The following is a 14,475-nucleotide window of genomic DNA, read 5'->3' as shown; positions in this document are numbered from 1 at the left end:
CGTGCGCGCTCTCGTCGCCGCCGGCGCGGTTGCGGTGCTTGCCGGGTGCGGGTCGCCGCACGGCCCCGCCGGAGCGGCGACCCCGGTCGCGTCGGTGGACGCGTCCGGGTGGTTCTCGTACGCCCCGACGGCAGGGCCGCCGCCGTCGACCGGCGGCGTCTACGCGACCGGCACCGCGTCGCCCGCCCCGTCGCCAGATCCGACCGGTCCGACCACGACAGGAGTGGCAGGCATGACGCCGGATGAGTTCTGGGCGGTCGTGGACCGCGTCTCCGACCAGGACACCGAGGCCGCCGCTGCGAAGCTGGCGACCGAGCTCGAGCCCCTGAGCCCCGAGCGCCTCGTCGCGTTCGAAGCCCAGTTCGTGGCCCAGATGGCCCGCGCCAACACGTACCGACACCTCGGTGCGGCCGAGGTCATCCTCGGCTTCACGAGCGAGGACGTCTTCGTCGACTTCCGGACGTGGGTGCTCTACCAAGGCCGGGCGGTCTACGACGCGTTCGTGGCCGACCCGGACTCGCTCGCCGCGCACGGTCCCAGCGACGACGAGCAGATCGGCGCCGCCGAGCTGCTCGAGTCCACCCCGATCGAGGCGTGGCAGACCAGGACGGGACGTGACCCGTTCGCCGAGGGCAGCGGGGCGCCCGACGGCGGAGACGTCTACGACGAACCGTCAGGGACGCCGGTGGAGCGGTCGCAGCTCGCGGCGCGCTACCCCCGGCTCACGGCGGCATACGTCGGCGGCGACCCGTCGGCAGGCCCGGCCCCGGTCAGGCCCCGCTGACCGTCACCAGGAGGTGTGGAGGGGCCGGCCCTCGGCGAAGCCGGCGGTGCTCTGGAGGCCGACGACCGCCCGCTCGTGGAACTCCTCGAGACTGCGCGCACCGGCATACGTGCAGCTGCTGCGCAGCCCGGCGACGATCTGGTCGATGACGTCCTCGACGGAGGGACGGGCGGGGTCGACGTACATCCGCGCCGTGCTGATGCCCTCCTCGAAGAGTGCCTTGCGGGCGCGGTCGTACTCGGAGTCGGTGGCGGTCCGGTTGCGCACGGCGCGCGAGCTCGCCATGCCGAACGACTCCTTGTACTGCCGGCCGTCGTTGTCGGTGTAGAGGTCGCCGGGCGACTCGAGGGTGCCCGCGAACCACGACCCGACCATGACGTTGGAGGCGCCGGCGGCGAGCGCGAGAGCGACGTCGCGCGGGTGGCGCACACCCCCGTCGGCCCAGACGTGCTTGCCGAGCTCCCTTGCCGCCGTGGCGCATTCGAGCACGGCCGAGAACTGTGGGCGACCAACAGCTGTCATCATGCGCGTCGTGCACATGGCGCCGGGGCCCACGCCGACCTTGACGATGTCGGCACCGGCCTCGATGAGCTCGCGGGTGCCGGCGGCGGAGACGACGTTGCCGGCGACGACCGGGACGCCGGGGTCGAGGGCGCGGACGGCGCGCAGCGCCTCGATCATCTTGTCCTGGTGCCCGTGCGCGGTGTCGATGACGAGGACATCCGCGCCGGTCTCGAGCACCTCTCGCGCCTTGGCGGCGACGTCGCCGTTGATCCCGATGGCGGCGGCGACGCGCAGGCGACCCTGCGCGTCGACGGCCGGCCGGTAGAGGCCGGCGCGCACCGCACCGCCCCGGGTGAGGATGCCGACGAGCTCGCCGTGCTCGGAGACGACCGGCGCCACCTTGCGTCGCGCGGCCGAGAGGCGTTCGAAGGCCTCCTGCGGGTCGATGCTGTCGGGCAGCACGACCATGTCCTCGTGCATGACGTCGTGGACCTGCGTGTAGCGGTCGACGCCGGTGAGGTCCTTCTCGGAGACGATGCCGACCGGCTTCGGGCCGTCGACGACGACGGCCGCACCGTGGGCACGCTTGCCGATGAGCACGAGCGCCTCGCCTGCCGTCATGTGCCGCTCGAGCGTGATCGCCGTGTCGTGCACGAGGTCACGCTGCTTGACCCAGCCCACGACGTCACGCACGACGTCGACCGGGATGTCCTGCGGGATGACGGCGATGGCGCCACGCCGGGCCACGGTCTCGGCCATGCGACGCCCGGCGATGGCCGTCATGTTGGCCACGACGAGCGGGACCGTCGTGCCCGAGCCGTCGACCGACGACAGGTCCACGTCGAGTCGGCTCGTCACGGACGAGCGGCTCGGCACCATGAAGACGTCGTCGTAGGTGAGGTCGAGCTGGGGCTGGAGGCCGTTGAGGAACTGCACGAGCAACCATGCTAGGCGGCTCGCCGCGGTGCGGGGCGCACGGCCACCGGTCAGGGTCAACCCGGAGCGACCCCTGAGGCCGACCCCGGTTCCTCGCCGAACCCCTGTGCGCGGGCGCCGCCCGGCCCTAGCGTGGATGCGGGCCGCTGGGCGCGACTCCACTCCGGCAGAGGGGCAATCACCATGCAAGAGAACAAAACCGGTGAGATCGGACGCTTCGCGAGGATCCCGTCGACGCGGGTGACGAAGTGGCTCGTCGTCGGCTTCTGGATCGTCGTCCTGGGCCTGATGTTCGGCCCCGCGTCGAAGCTGCCCGACGCCCTCAACAACGAGGCCGCCTCCTGGCTGCCGCAAGACGCACAGTCGACGCAGGTCGTCGACCAGATCGCCGACTTCCAGAGCAAGAACGAGTTCCCTGCCGTCGTCGTCTACGAGCGCCCTTCGGGCATCACGCCCGCCGACCTCGCGGCCGTGTCGGCCCAGGTCGCACGGTTCGACGCGATCGACACCGTGAAACGCGATGCGGTCGGCCCGATCCCGTCCGCCGACAAGCAGGCGCTCCAGGTCATCGTCCCGGTCGACGCCGGCGACGCGGGATGGGACTCGCTCGGGGCCACGGTGACGAAGATGCGTGACGCCGCGAAGGACACCCCGACCGGCCTGTCCATGCACATCACCGGCCCGGTGGGCTACGCCGCCGACTCGTCCGAGGCGTTCTCCGGCATCGACGGCAAGCTGCTCTACAGCGCGATGGCGGTCGTCATCGTCATCCTGCTGATCACCTACCGCAGCCCGGTCCTGTGGCTCGTCCCGGTGCTGTCGGCCGGCACGGCACTCTTCGTGGCCCAGGGCGTCATCTACTTCCTCGCCGACGGCGACGTGCTCACCGTCAACGCGCAGAGCTCGGGCATCCTCACCGTCATCGTGTTCGGCGCCGGCACCGACTACGCGCTGCTGCTCGTCGCCCGCTACCGCGAGGAGCTGCGGCGGCACGAGGACCGCCACGAGGCGATGGCCGTGGCGCTGCACCGCGCCGGGCCCGCCATCATCGCGTCCGGCGCCACCGTCATCGCCGGCATGCTGTGCCTGCTCTTCGCGACGATGAGCTCGACGAAGGGGCTCGGGCCGGTCGCCGCCATCGGCATCGCCGTGGGCCTGCTCGTCATGCTGACCCTGCTGCCTGCGCTGCTCGTCGTGCTCGGCCGGTGGGTGTTCTGGCCGGTGCGCCCGACCTTCGGCTCGGTCGACCACACCCGTGACGGAGTCTGGGCGCGCATCGGCGCTCGCATCGCCCGCGCCCCGCGACGCACCTGGGTCGTCACCTCGCTGCTGCTCGCGATCGCCTCGATCGGCGTGCTGCAGCTGAACGCCGTCGGGCTGTCCAACAAGGACTCCTACTACACCGCGCCGCCCTCGGTCATCGGCGAGCAGATCGCGGCCAAGCACTTCCCCGCCGGGGCCGGATCGCCGGTGCTCGTCCTCGCCGACGAGGCCAGCGCCGGTGCCGTCTCGACCGCCGTCAAGGGCGTCGACGGTGTCGACACCGTCGCGCCCGCGATCTCGCGCAACGGCCGCTCGCTCATCCAGGCGACCCTGGCCGACGCGCCCGACTCGGATGCCGCGACCGCGACCCTGGACCGCATTCGTGAGGCGATCAGGACCGTGCCGGGCGCCGACGCCATCGCCGGTGGCGACACCGCCACGCGCGCCGACACGCTCCGCGCCAGCGCCGACGACAACGTCCGCATCATCCCGGTCATCCTCGGCGTCGTGCTGCTGATCCTCATCCTGCTGCTGCGCGCCGTCACGGCCCCGCTCGTGCTGATCGGAACCGTGGTGCTGTCGTTCGGAGCCGCAATCGGCTTGTCCGCATTGGTGTTCCGTCACATCCTCGGCTTCGCCGGCGCCGACTCGTCACTGCCGCTCTTCGTCTTCGTCTTCCTCGTGGCGCTCGGCATCGACTACAACATCTTCCTCATGACGCGCGTCCACGAGGAGGCGAAGCAGGTCGGCACGCGGCGCGGCGCCCTCATCGGTCTCGCCGCGACCGGGGGCGTCATCACGTCCGCGGGACTCGTGCTGGCCGGCACCTTCGCCGTCCTCGCGACGATGCCGATCGTCGCCTTCGCCGAGATCGGTTTCGCGGTCGCCCTCGGCGTGCTGCTCGACACCCTGGTCGTGAGGTCGGTGCTCGTCACTGCGCTCAACCTCGACATCGGCGGCCGCATGTGGTGGCCGAGCCGGCTGGCGCGCGACGACCGCGCCCTCGGCGACCGCGCCGACTCCGCCGAGCGCTCCCCGGAGGCCGAGCCCGAGCTCGCCCCCACCCGCTGAGTGCCGGCCACGCACCCGAGGACGTATGCCGTCGCGCCCGGCGGGACGGCATACGTCCTCGAGGATCTGCCGGGGGCGTAACCCGTTGACCACCGCTCGTAATGGAGTAATCCTGATTACATGATTACGAACGAAGCACTGGAGCGGGTGCGCGGCTGGTTCGTCGGCCGCCTCCCCGAGGAGTGGCGCTCGACGCCACCCGAGATCACCGTCGACCGCGAGGAGATCACGGTCGTGCTCACGGTCGACGACGTCGACCTGCCCGACGGGTCCAGCGACGCCGAGCGCGACGAGGCACGCGCGGGCCGCACCAAGGCGTTCCGGGAGGACACCCGCGGTCGCCGCATCGAGATCGCGCGCGAGGCGGAGCACCGATTCGAGCGCAAGGTGTCGTGGGCGGTGCGCGTCGGCGACCGCACCGAGCTCTTCACGCACGTCGCGGCACCGGCGATGACCCGCCTGCGCCAGCCCGAGCGGCTCGTCCTCGACACCCTCGTCGACGCGGGTGTCGCCCGGTCACGCGCGGAGGCGCTGGCCTGGTGCGTCAAGCTCGTCGGCCAGCACGAGAGCGACTGGCTCGGCGAGCTGCGCGAGGCGATGTCGCACGTCGCGGACGTGCGCACGAAGGGTCCCGCCGCCTAGGCGAGACCCTTCGGGGCGGTCGCTCAGCCCTGGTCGCCGCTGCCGCGCTTGACGGCCGAGATCTCGAACTCGAGCGAGATCTTCTCCGACACGAGCACACCGCCCGCGTCGAGCGGCATGTTCCACTCGAGGCCGAAGTCACGCCGGTTGATGCGGCGCGAGCCCTCGAAGCCGGCGCGCAGCGCACCGAACGCGTCGGTCTGCACCCCCATCAGCTCGAGTGGGATCGAGACCGGCTTGGTGATGTCGCGGATCGTCAGGCGACCGGCCACCATGTAGGCGTTCTCCTCGATCTCCTCGATCTGGGTGCTCTCGAAACGGATGTCGGGCCACTTCTCGACGTCGAAGAAGTCGGCGCTGCGCAGGTGGTCGTCGCGCTGCTGGTTGCGGGTGTCCACGCTGGCGGCCTTCAGCGTCACCTCGGCGTAGGACTTCGACATGTCGTCGAGGTCGGCGTAGAAGCGGCCGGTGACGTCGTTGAACGAGCCACGCACGGTCGTCACCATGGCGTGGCGCGCGGAGAAGCCGATGCGGGTGTGGGCCGGGTCGAAGTCCCAGTCCCCGCTCAGCGCGGAGGCGTTGTCGGTCATGGTCTCTCCCCTGGCACGTAGGACGGGTCGTCGAATGGTTTCACGAGCCCGTTGTCATTGAATACTTCACGGTCGTCGCCGCCGGAGGCAAACCGGCTCTCGCCGGCCGCCCGCACAGCGTGCCGAACCCCCGACCCGACGAGCCTATCCATACCCCTCCCCACTCCCGCTACGACGCACGGAAGCGCGGCGAGCAGGCCCTCCCGGGGCGGTTTGCGAGAGGGGGTGAGGGGTCGGCTATAGTTCGTCACGTTGTCCCGGCCAGGTAGCTCAGTTGGTACGAGCGTCCGACTGAAAATCGGAAGGTCGGCGGTTCGACCCCGCCCCTGGCCACTCACGAAACCGCAGGTCAGCGCTGTGCGCGGCCTGCGGTTTGTGCTTTCTCAGGGTGGTTGACACCAGTAATTGACACCAACGCCGGCGGGGCGGACGTCACCCGAGACGCTCACCGAGCAGCCGCAGCGCCTTGCGCTTCTCCTCCAGCGAGGTGTGCGCATAAATCGTCATGGTCACGTCGATCGCGCTGTGACCGACGATCTCCTGAACGATGTGCGGCGCGACGCCCTCTGTCAGCAACAGGGTCACGCAGGTGTGTCTCAGGTCATGGAAGCGGGGCCGCGGCTCCGGCAGGACCTCACGCACCCGATACCAGCTGCGGCGCAGGTTGTCCGGCTCCATCGGTGTACCGACGGCCGAAGGGAACACCATGCCCGCATCACGCCAGTCTGGACCGGCCGCCAACCGCTCCTTCCCTTGCGCGATCTTGTGCGCCTTCAGCGCCTCGACCACCGGTGGCGGCAGCGGCACCGTGCGTCGCGACTTGCGCGTCTTGGGCGACTTGAGCTGCAGCTCGCCACCGACTCTCTGGAGGCTCTGCACGACCTGGAGCGTTTCGGCGTCGAGGTCGACGTGCTGCCATTGGAGCCCGAGCAGCTCGCCGCGACGCAGACCGAGGTAGACAGCAACGACGTACAGCGCAGAGAGCCGCTCCGACTTGGCGGCCTCGAGCAGCTTCCTTGCCTCGTCGGGCTTGAGGCCTTGGCCAACGGCGTACTCGGGTGCGGGCACCTGGACGAGCTTGGCGACATTCCGGCTGACCAGCTCGTCTCGCATGGCGTTCTGCAGCCCAGCGCGCAGGACGGCGTGAACGAACTGGACGCCACGACGTTGCATCCCGCTTTGGGCGAGGTCTTGGCACATGAGCCGGACGTCCCGCACGGTCAGGGTCCGGAGCTTCTTCTTGCCGAGGCGCGGTGCGATGTGGCGTCGCACCGCCAGTTCGTAACCTTGGTACGTCTTGGGTGCCCGGTTGGGTTTGACGACGATCTCCAGCCAGTACTGGAGGTAGCCCTCGACGTTCCAGTTCTCCACCGAGACCCGGACGCCGGCGTCCACCTCACGGAGCAGCTTTTCCAGCTTCTCCTTGGCCTCGGTTCGGGTGTGAGCGTAGAGCCACACGCGCTTGCGTCCCCCGGTGTTAGTGGGCACGAAAGCCACGGCTGCCCACCTGCCATCCTGCCGCCGGTAGATCGTGTGATCTCCGTTGGCGCGCCTGGTCACGCCGACTCCTCGACCATGCGCTTGACCATCTCCTGACAGGCCTCAACCGGCACGAGACGACGACGGCCGATCTTGATTGACGCGAGGATGCGCATACGCATGAGGTCGTAAATCGTCGACCTCGTGACGCCCAGGATCTCGGCCGCCTCCTCCGGACTCAGCAACAGCTTCTCCACTCCACTCACCTCTTCCAGTTGGTCTTCGTTGTCAGGTCGGCGGCGTCGCTAGGCAGTTCGAGCCATCGCGGCCGAGCGGACGGCCTCGGCGGCTTGGTCCAGCTGCAGATAGCCGCGACCGACATAGACGAAGCTCGACACAACCTCGAAGCCCTCTGGTGCCGGCTCGTCCAGGACTTCACGGATGTTCGCCTCTGGGTCGAGTGCCGCCGGGCGGGACCGGAAGAGTCGTCTGGCACGTCGGATCTGTCCGAACGTCACGGAGTAGAGCCGGGACTTGGTGATCGGGTGGCCGCGGTAACCCAGGGTGGAGTAACGGTCGGCGATGCGGGCGTACTCGTCGCCTTCGCGACTCAGGGCCTCTGCGGCCTGAATGATCCGCACCACGTGCGGCGTCGCGCCGAGCAGGCGAGCATGCACCGATGACCCCACGGCGCTGGACAACCCGAAGTCCTCGGTGGTCTTGGTCAAATACTTGGCCAGGTAAGCGGCGACCTGCTCAGGGTGAACCCGTTTGGTGCTGCGCGCCGAGTCCCGTCCGGCTCCGTCGCTGATCGTTCGTGTATCCGCCTGCGTTCCCCAACGCAGACGGTAGGACGTGCTGTCAGCCAGTGGAGTCGAGTCCAGGTACACAGCAGCGGCAGCCGCCGAGACTGCCGCCTCGAGGTCGACCACGGTCAGCGCGAGGGGGCAGGCCGGACCATCAGGACCGGAGGAACCGTCGAGCCGAATCGGCGCGTGGACGTGGACGAGACCGCGCGCCTGGAACTCGACGACCTTGGAGTAGGAGATTCGGCAGGCCTTACGAAAGTGCGTGACCTTGAGGCCGGCGCGCTTCGCCAGGTCGCGTTGCAGCGCGATCGTGAACCGCCTCCAGAGCTCAGGCGCGTGCCACTGCCAGAGCACATGCCCCATGTAGTCGTAGCACTCCCAGCAGAGGGGCTGCCCGACCTGCCGGTCTTGTTGCGCATGACGCTTGCTGCACCACAGCGGCCGGCCGTGCGCGCACACCGGATGGTCGCGACGAGCGCGGCAAGGGCCCTTGTCCCGGACTCCGTGAACCGTGCCGAACGAGGGTGCCGTGAGCGTCACGAAGGTGCAGGGCCGGTCAGCGACCGACTCAGGGATGCCCTTCCCGCCGGCCAGGCCACACATCAGGAGGTGCCAGGCGTCGCCCTTGTACTCGCGGCTGCAGGTCGGACAGACGCTGGCCCGGCGGTTGTTGCACCTGACGTACGTGTGGCCGTCGAGCTCGGCCGAGGAGCTGTAGAGGGTCTGGACCTCGCCCGTTTCGGTGTTCACGAGCTGTTTGGAGCCCTGCAGGCGCACGGGACGGGCGCAGCCCGAGGCGCGCCGTTCGGCAGACTCAAGACCCGCAGAGCCCAGGAGCGAGTCGCTTGGTGTCGAGACCTCACTCGTCGCCGTCATCCTCCGGCCTCGACCCTCAGGAGATCGCGACGAACAGGCGGCATCTGAGCTGAAACATCAGGCGGCCCCCCGCTGGTCGCGTTCGGTGGCGCGGGTCAGGCCGGCAGCGAGGACATCCCCGAGCGCCTGGCCTCGCATGAGGCGTTGTTCGAGCGGCCGACGCTGGCTGGGCGTGAGGCCGCCGCTGATGCCGTACTCCTCGCGGAACACGAGGGCGGAGGCAAGGCACATCTGCCGCACGGGGCATTTATGGCAGAGCGAGATGGCACGTCGCGCCACGGAGGTGTCGGACTCTTCGAACCACATCTCCGGGTCGACGCTTGCGCATACGGCTCCGCGCATCCAGGCGGGATCGAGCAGGGATTGAAGACTCGGTCCTCGGCTCGAGTTGAGGCTCTCGATCGGCTGTCCGTAGTCGCGCAGCCAGTTGCCGGGGGTCGCCTGAACGCGCCCGTACGGGGCAGGTGCGCGGCGCTGGGTCGTCTCCTGCTCGCTCATGACGCCTCCACGTTGCTGGTGGGCGGGTAGTAGCCCTGTCGGGTGATGTCGGCCTGGGCGAAGTCGAGTACCTCACCGAGACGACTTGCGTGGCCGGCGGCAACGCGCATGCTGTCCATGGCGTAGGCGACGCTTTCCTCGGGGTTGCCGCCGTCCTCCTCGAAGACCGCGTAGACGGCCAAGGAGGAGGCCAGCGACCGCGCGAGCTGACGAAGTGCTTGGTCGAGGCCGTAGCCCAGGCACTTGAGATCGCCGAGCACCTCGAACATCTGTGGGGCCGGGATCGGGGGCGAGCCAAGCGTCAGGTGGGCGATCCCGCGGATGGCCTCTGTCGCGGCGTTGGCGAGTTCGCGCTCCTGGGCGCCGGCTGTCCCCGGCGGCTGTTGCATGTCGTTCGTGGTCATGAGGGGTCTCCTTCAGGAGTGGGCCGCATCGTCGGTGGCAGGTCTGCCGTCGTCAGAACGGGCTCACCAGTGTTGTGGCTTTCGGTTCGGTTCGCCCGTTGTGTCGTGACGTCGTCGACCAGTCGGGCGATGGCCTGGTCATCGAGGTAGGCGGCGCGGGCGCGAACGATCTCGCGCGTGCCGTCGGTGCGGACGTAGGCGACGCCGGGTGTGAGCTCGCTGATCTCGTCGGCCCGGGCGCCGTCGTCGCGGGCCGAGTCGCCCAGGACCATGGCGACCTGCACCGGGTTGTCGAGCCGCATGGCAACTCGGGTCGGGAAGAGATCCCGCCACCCGACGATGTCCTTTCCGGGGTCCTGCACGGCGGCGACGACGGTGATCCCGCAGGCCCTGCCCTGGGTGAGCAGCAGCCCCAGGGCGGTGTCGATGCGTCGGGTCACGGAGCGGTCCGCGAAGGCGGTCAAGGTCGCCAGCTCGTCGAGCACCGCAATGATGTGCGGGGACCCCGGGTTCGGCTGGTGGACTCGCACGCCTTTGTCGGCGAGGTCCTTCGATCGTGTGTCCTTGACCTCGACGAGGTCCTCGAGGAGTCGGCACATGTCCTCTGGCGAGGCATCCGCGTACCGGGTGAAGAGCGGGCGACCGGGTCGAAGCTCCATCCCGCCCTTGGGGTCGACCGCCCATATCTGGACGTTCCCGGCAGCCAAGCCACGAGAGACACCCTGGAGCAGCGACCACAGGACGGAGCTCTTGCCGGCTCCCGTTGCTCCTGCGATCAGGAGGTGAGTGCCCGCCACCTTGAGCTGCCACCGTGTTCCGTCCTCGCGGGATCCAACCGGGACTGCCGCGAGGTCGACGACGCCCATGGAGGGCAGAGGATCAACCGCCCGGATGAGGTTGTCTCGTCGGGCCAGCTCGAGCCAGCACCGACCGGGGCGGTCACCGTGCACGCTTCCCCACAGGCACCCAGTCGCGTGCGCGATCGCCTCGGCTCGGGCTGCGACGTCCGCGGGGACGAGCCCGTTGGGCAGACGAAGTAGCAGCCTGTCGGTCCCGTGCGCCGTGGCGTGGACCTTGAGCAGCCGGACAGAGCCAGCCTCTCGACCGCGCCTGCCACTTCTCCGATGGGCACCTTGCACCGACTCGTGGACCACCAGATCCACACTCCGCGCGATGCTCTGCCAACGGACCCGGTAGTAGGTGGATCGGGTCAGCGTCAGGACGGTGACCACGACGCGCTGCTGGTAGCTGATCGGGTGCGAGAGACGCCAGGTAACGAGGGCGATGGTCATCACGACAAGCCCAACGACCAGGCTGCGCCAGCCGAGGAAGAGGCCCCATGCAGCAATCACCATGCCCGCGATGGTCAGGGCCGGAAACCGGACCATGGCCAGCAGGATGGACGCGACAGCGCGGATGATGCCCCAGGTGGTCCAGAGGACCGCCTCCAAGGCGACAGCCAGAAGGTCGTCACTGCCGAGCAGTGCCTCGTGCGTCTCGCGATTCCGGTAGATCATCGGTTCACCTCCCTGGCCTGCACTTCGGGTTCGCGTGTCCTCATGCCGAGCCCCGGCTCATCTGCCGGATGGCGATCTGCAGGCACTCGACCGCTTGTGACATGGACCGCGTTGCCGACCGGATGGACAGAAGCAGCTCGTCGTCGGGCACGTCCCTGAACGCGGTGTACAGGGAGCGGAGCTCCTCCTCCGTGTCCTGGAGCCGTCGCAGACGCTGCTGTAGAGCGCGCTCGACGAAGCCGTGGTGCACGCCGAAGGCTTCGGCCCAGGCGGTGGAGTCAGCCGTGTACATGTCGCGTCACCGCCCTACGCGGCCTTGTTCGGCGAGCTGGGTGCCTGCGACGCGTGGCCGTCGGTCGGCTTGCTCGATGCCGACTTGCCGGGAGCGGACATCCCGTCGGCTCGCATGGACCATGCGGCCTGTGCACCGCAGCGGTGGGACCGACCCTCTTCCGGCGGCCGGCACTTCGACGAGTCGACCCACAGGGTCGCAGTCAGGTTCTCGAACACCACGCTGGTGAACGGCGACGTCCCGTCGTTGGCCGGCGGGACCGGCTGAACCTTCGCCAGGATCTTGACCGACAGAGTCCGGTCCTTCTTCTTCGCCTCCGGGTCCGCGTCGATGACGTCGATCGACCACATGGGCAGGCCCGTGTCGACGTCGACTTGCTGGACCTTGTTCTCGCGGGTGGACCGGTCGTAATCGACGACCGGTGTCACCTCGGACACGATGTAGGCGCCATGCGGGAACACCTCGTCGTGGCCGAGCTTGAGCTTGCGTGCGACTGCCATCTCGATCTCCTTCGACTGGCAGCAATGCCCTATGCATCACTGCATGCTTCGAGGGTATGCACAACTGCATAGATGGCACGACTTCAGGTAGCCCCCGGCGTGTCGCCGAGGCGCAACTCAGTCGCCCCCTCCGCGCGGCAAGGGCGATCCAGCACAGCTTCTATAGTCCTCGTCGAGTCCCAGCCACTCTCTTACGGCAGGGGCGGTGACGTGTTGTGCATGCCCGACCTGAGTTGCGCCGACCTGGCTGACCAGTGCCAGATGGCAACTGCCAAGTCCTGTGTCCACTTGGCGGCAGAGCCCTCGCGAGACCGCACGGCTCTACGTCAGTCTGAGAGCCGTCCGCAATCGAGCGTCCTGTACCCACTCCAGATGGCCGGCTTCCACTCGTGACCGCTCCGACACCCGCGCCGTATCTGAGCGCCCGCCGACGAGGTGGTCACTGAAGCCAGGCACCGGCCGACTCAAGAGTGCCAAAGTGATGCAGTCTCCGCCCCGAGGGATGCTCGTCGAGTGATACGAACCCGCAGGCATGGCATGACTTTGGGCGGATCCGTAGCGTGCTAGCCCCCCACGCGGAGAAACCAAATACCGCACAGCCTCGAGCTCGATGCGATCGAACCCGTCGCCCGTAGGCGGAGAGACCCTCCAGCCCTCCCAAGAGTTAGCGCCGCCATCGCTTTCGGCGACATCGAAGAGTGTCTCTCGATACTCACCCGCCAAGACCCGCGAATAAAGATGGAAGACGTGCGTGTGCACCACCGGGTGACCCTGCCTCGTCATGCGGGGGCCCTTGGGCCACACATGGACACGCACGATTCCTATGCCCGGCACGTCCAGAATCGGAAAAACCTGAAATCCGTTAGGGTGCCAGCGCCCTTCCGGTAGGGCGGACATAAGCAAGGCACCCAAGTCGGTTTCGACCTCGTCAAGAATCGCCAATGCAGAAGACAGAAAATCCTCGAAACTTTGATCGACCCACTCCGGAAAGCTGACAGCCATCAGTGACGCCCCAGATCATACAGAGTAGCCTCCGCCGAGAACTCTTTAGCAGACAAGGAGGCTCTACTCACTTCACTTCTCCGAAGCTGCTCGAGTGCAGATTCATCGAGACGACCCGCCACCTCGTCACTGATGACTCCTTGATGCTTGGGCGCCTCCGCTGAACGAACACGAAAGAACTCGCTCATGGCGCCTTCGAGCCGGGCCGCCTCCACCACCGCACGGCCGTTGAATCCCACGACTACGCTTCGCGGTCCCGAGATTCGGCCAAACTGATACTCCCCGTAATGAATGCTCATTCGCGAGCCCACCTCGAACTTGGACGACGACGTTCGAGCATTGAGCGTTTCCAGGCCCTCGATCAGACGGGTCCATGACTCGACGACTCGCGTGAATCTTTCCGGCACGGCATCCCCAATCCTGTCGGGCAACGCGGCAATGACGCCATCCCCGGCTAGCTGAACCTGGATAGTTCCCAGAGAACGGATGAAGTCTTGCAAGAGCGAAGACACTTTGCGCGCGAAAGTCTCGGCCGCATCCTCCCCCGATCCAAGGTAGCCGCTCATTGTGGATCTAGCGAGTGTCAATGCAGAGCCGTACCGACTCAGGTCGCAGGCGACAACGAGTCCACGGTCATTCGACAAGAAGTCTGCCGCGCCCATTGGGATCGCATCCGCCAAGATCTGGGAAGACATAGTCTCGTCGCATAACACATGCTCCAGATTGCTTTGAATGGGTTTTCCAGCTACCCACATCTCATCGCGCTGGTGCAATGCACTGAAACGTCGAATTCCGCTGGCGGCAGAACCGTTCACAAATGGAATGTAAAGAAATCCGAATAGGGCGTCCCGGTCCGCCAAGTTGGGAATGCAGTCATCACTCAACCGCGTGAGGCCAAACCTCCGAATGCTGAATGCCTTGACGAGTTCCGGAGAGCGAGGTGAAACCTTGATCTCAACGAAGCCCTCACGCTCAACCAGACTCACGTCGCGCAAACCCAACCTATAGGCAAGCTGTTCCATATCTCTCGCAATGCCGTCTTCAGAAACCGCACGCGAACAATGATCTGTCAGAGAGCCTAAGGTCGAGGGGGGCGCGAATGTAAACGGCACGGGGTAAGCAACGAAGGGGGGCGCCCAGTACCCTTCATTGTGTTCGGCCGCCAAACCCTGGTTCCTGAGTGCATAACTAGACAACTGCGCAACTAGAAATGGCTCATCGTCCACAGCGATACCAATTTCGAGCGTAGCGATCACCCAAGCCTGGGACGGGTTAGCCGCTAACCGAGTCTGTGCTGGAGCGTTCCGG

The 14,475-nt window shown here is 67.6% G+C and carries 14 protein-coding genes and 1 tRNA gene; 4 read left to right on the top strand and 11 right to left on the bottom strand.

Translation table 11 applies throughout. The annotated features are described in order from the left end of the window. Window positions 1-232 precede the first annotated feature (232 nt). Window positions 233-784 carry a DUF4240 domain-containing protein gene (locus ACYVNR_RS04240; protein ID WP_461046802.1) on the top strand — a complete coding sequence of 184 codons (552 nt, stop codon included), beginning with the start codon at window positions 233-235 and terminating at the stop codon, window positions 782-784. Between the two features lie 3 nt (window positions 785-787). On the opposite strand, the gene ACYVNR_RS04235 is transcribed toward ACYVNR_RS04240, so the two are convergent. Further along, on the bottom strand, window positions 788-2,224 hold the full coding sequence (locus tag ACYVNR_RS04235; RefSeq protein ID WP_461046800.1) for a GuaB1 family IMP dehydrogenase-related protein: 1,437 nt from the start codon (window positions 2,222-2,224) through the stop codon (window positions 788-790). Between the two features lie 183 nt (window positions 2,225-2,407). On the opposite strand from ACYVNR_RS04235, the gene ACYVNR_RS04230 reads away from it, so the two are divergent. Next, window positions 2,408-4,558 (top strand): MMPL family transporter, encoded by a 2,151-nt coding sequence (locus ACYVNR_RS04230; protein WP_461046798.1) that lies wholly within the window; start codon window positions 2,408-2,410, stop codon window positions 4,556-4,558. 120 nt (window positions 4,559-4,678) lie between these two features. Continuing rightward, a complete protein-coding gene (locus ACYVNR_RS04225) occupies window positions 4,679-5,200 on the top strand; it encodes a hypothetical protein (protein WP_461046796.1) in 522 nt (173 codons plus the stop codon). A gap of 23 nt (window positions 5,201-5,223) precedes the next feature. On the opposite strand, the gene ACYVNR_RS04220 is transcribed toward ACYVNR_RS04225, so the two are convergent. Next, entirely contained in the window at window positions 5,224-5,790 is a 567-nt protein-coding gene (locus ACYVNR_RS04220; protein WP_461046794.1) for a YceI family protein, read from the bottom strand. Window positions 5,791-6,049: 259 nt separating this feature from the next. Between ACYVNR_RS04220 and ACYVNR_RS04215 the strand changes: the two genes are divergently transcribed. After that, window positions 6,050-6,123 (top strand) — tRNA-Phe (locus tag ACYVNR_RS04215). Between the two features lie 99 nt (window positions 6,124-6,222). Here the strand turns inward: ACYVNR_RS04215 and ACYVNR_RS04210 are convergent. From ACYVNR_RS04210 to ACYVNR_RS04170, 9 genes are all read right to left on the bottom strand, one after another. Then, complete coding sequence (locus ACYVNR_RS04210; protein ID WP_461046792.1) at window positions 6,223-7,350, bottom strand: tyrosine-type recombinase/integrase; 1,128 nt, start codon at window positions 7,348-7,350, stop codon at window positions 6,223-6,225. Next, window positions 7,347-7,526, bottom strand: a complete 180-nt coding sequence (locus ACYVNR_RS04205) for a helix-turn-helix domain-containing protein (protein WP_461046790.1) — start codon at window positions 7,524-7,526, stop codon at window positions 7,347-7,349. Before ACYVNR_RS04205 ends, ACYVNR_RS04210 begins: the two co-directional genes overlap by 4 nt. Window positions 7,527-7,574: 48 nt before the next feature. Next, window positions 7,575-8,954: a replication initiator gene (locus ACYVNR_RS04200; protein ID WP_461046788.1), complete on the bottom strand. Its 1,380-nt coding sequence runs from the start codon at window positions 8,952-8,954 to the stop codon at window positions 7,575-7,577. Window positions 8,955-9,011: 57 nt separating this feature from the next. Further along, window positions 9,012-9,452: a WhiB family transcriptional regulator gene (locus ACYVNR_RS04195; protein WP_461046786.1), complete on the bottom strand. Its 441-nt coding sequence runs from the start codon at window positions 9,450-9,452 to the stop codon at window positions 9,012-9,014. Further along, window positions 9,449-9,856 carry a hypothetical protein gene (locus tag ACYVNR_RS04190; protein WP_461046784.1) on the bottom strand — a complete coding sequence of 136 codons (408 nt, stop codon included), beginning with the start codon at window positions 9,854-9,856 and terminating at the stop codon, window positions 9,449-9,451. Before ACYVNR_RS04190 ends, ACYVNR_RS04195 begins: the two co-directional genes overlap by 4 nt. Continuing rightward, window positions 9,853-11,373 carry an FtsK/SpoIIIE domain-containing protein gene (locus ACYVNR_RS04185; protein WP_461046781.1) on the bottom strand — a complete coding sequence of 507 codons (1,521 nt, stop codon included), beginning with the start codon at window positions 11,371-11,373 and terminating at the stop codon, window positions 9,853-9,855. The genes ACYVNR_RS04190 and ACYVNR_RS04185 overlap by 4 nt, the downstream gene beginning before the upstream one ends. 40 nt (window positions 11,374-11,413) lie before the next feature. Next, on the bottom strand, window positions 11,414-11,665 hold the full coding sequence (locus tag ACYVNR_RS04180) for a hypothetical protein (protein ID WP_461046779.1): 252 nt from the start codon (window positions 11,663-11,665) through the stop codon (window positions 11,414-11,416). A gap of 14 nt (window positions 11,666-11,679) precedes the next feature. Beyond that, window positions 11,680-12,165, bottom strand: coding sequence for a plasmid replication, integration and excision activator (locus tag ACYVNR_RS04175; protein ID WP_461046777.1), 486 nt, complete (start codon window positions 12,163-12,165; stop codon window positions 11,680-11,682). A 1,001-nt stretch (window positions 12,166-13,166) separates the two neighbouring features. Further along, a complete protein-coding gene (locus ACYVNR_RS04170) occupies window positions 13,167-14,423 on the bottom strand; it encodes a hypothetical protein (protein WP_461046775.1) in 1,257 nt (418 codons plus the stop codon). Window positions 14,424-14,475 lie beyond the last annotated feature (52 nt).

The sequence above is a fragment of the Terrabacter koreensis genome, assembly GCF_054783315.1.
Note: the sequence above shows the minus strand (reverse complement) of the source record. Positions and strands in the feature narration are given on the sequence as shown.

Coding starts and splice junctions, on each gene's coding strand:
- ACYVNR_RS04240 (WP_461046802.1), top strand. CDS start 233: ATGACGCCGGATGAGTTCTGGGCGGTCGTGGACCGCGTCTCCGACCAG.
- ACYVNR_RS04230 (WP_461046798.1), top strand. CDS start 2,408: ATGCAAGAGAACAAAACCGGTGAGATCGGACGCTTCGCGAGGATCCCG.
- ACYVNR_RS04225 (WP_461046796.1), top strand. CDS start 4,679: ATGATTACGAACGAAGCACTGGAGCGGGTGCGCGGCTGGTTCGTCGGC.
- ACYVNR_RS04220 (WP_461046794.1), bottom strand. CDS start 5,790: ATGACCGACAACGCCTCCGCGCTGAGCGGGGACTGGGACTTCGACCCG.
- ACYVNR_RS04200 (WP_461046788.1), bottom strand. CDS start 8,954: ATGACGGCGACGAGTGAGGTCTCGACACCAAGCGACTCGCTCCTGGGC.
- ACYVNR_RS04195 (WP_461046786.1), bottom strand. CDS start 9,452: ATGAGCGAGCAGGAGACGACCCAGCGCCGCGCACCTGCCCCGTACGGG.
- ACYVNR_RS04190 (WP_461046784.1), bottom strand. CDS start 9,856: ATGACCACGAACGACATGCAACAGCCGCCGGGGACAGCCGGCGCCCAG.
- ACYVNR_RS04185 (WP_461046781.1), bottom strand. CDS start 11,373: ATGATCTACCGGAATCGCGAGACGCACGAGGCACTGCTCGGCAGTGAC.
- ACYVNR_RS04180 (WP_461046779.1), bottom strand. CDS start 11,665: ATGTACACGGCTGACTCCACCGCCTGGGCCGAAGCCTTCGGCGTGCAC.
- ACYVNR_RS04175 (WP_461046777.1), bottom strand. CDS start 12,165: ATGGCAGTCGCACGCAAGCTCAAGCTCGGCCACGACGAGGTGTTCCCG.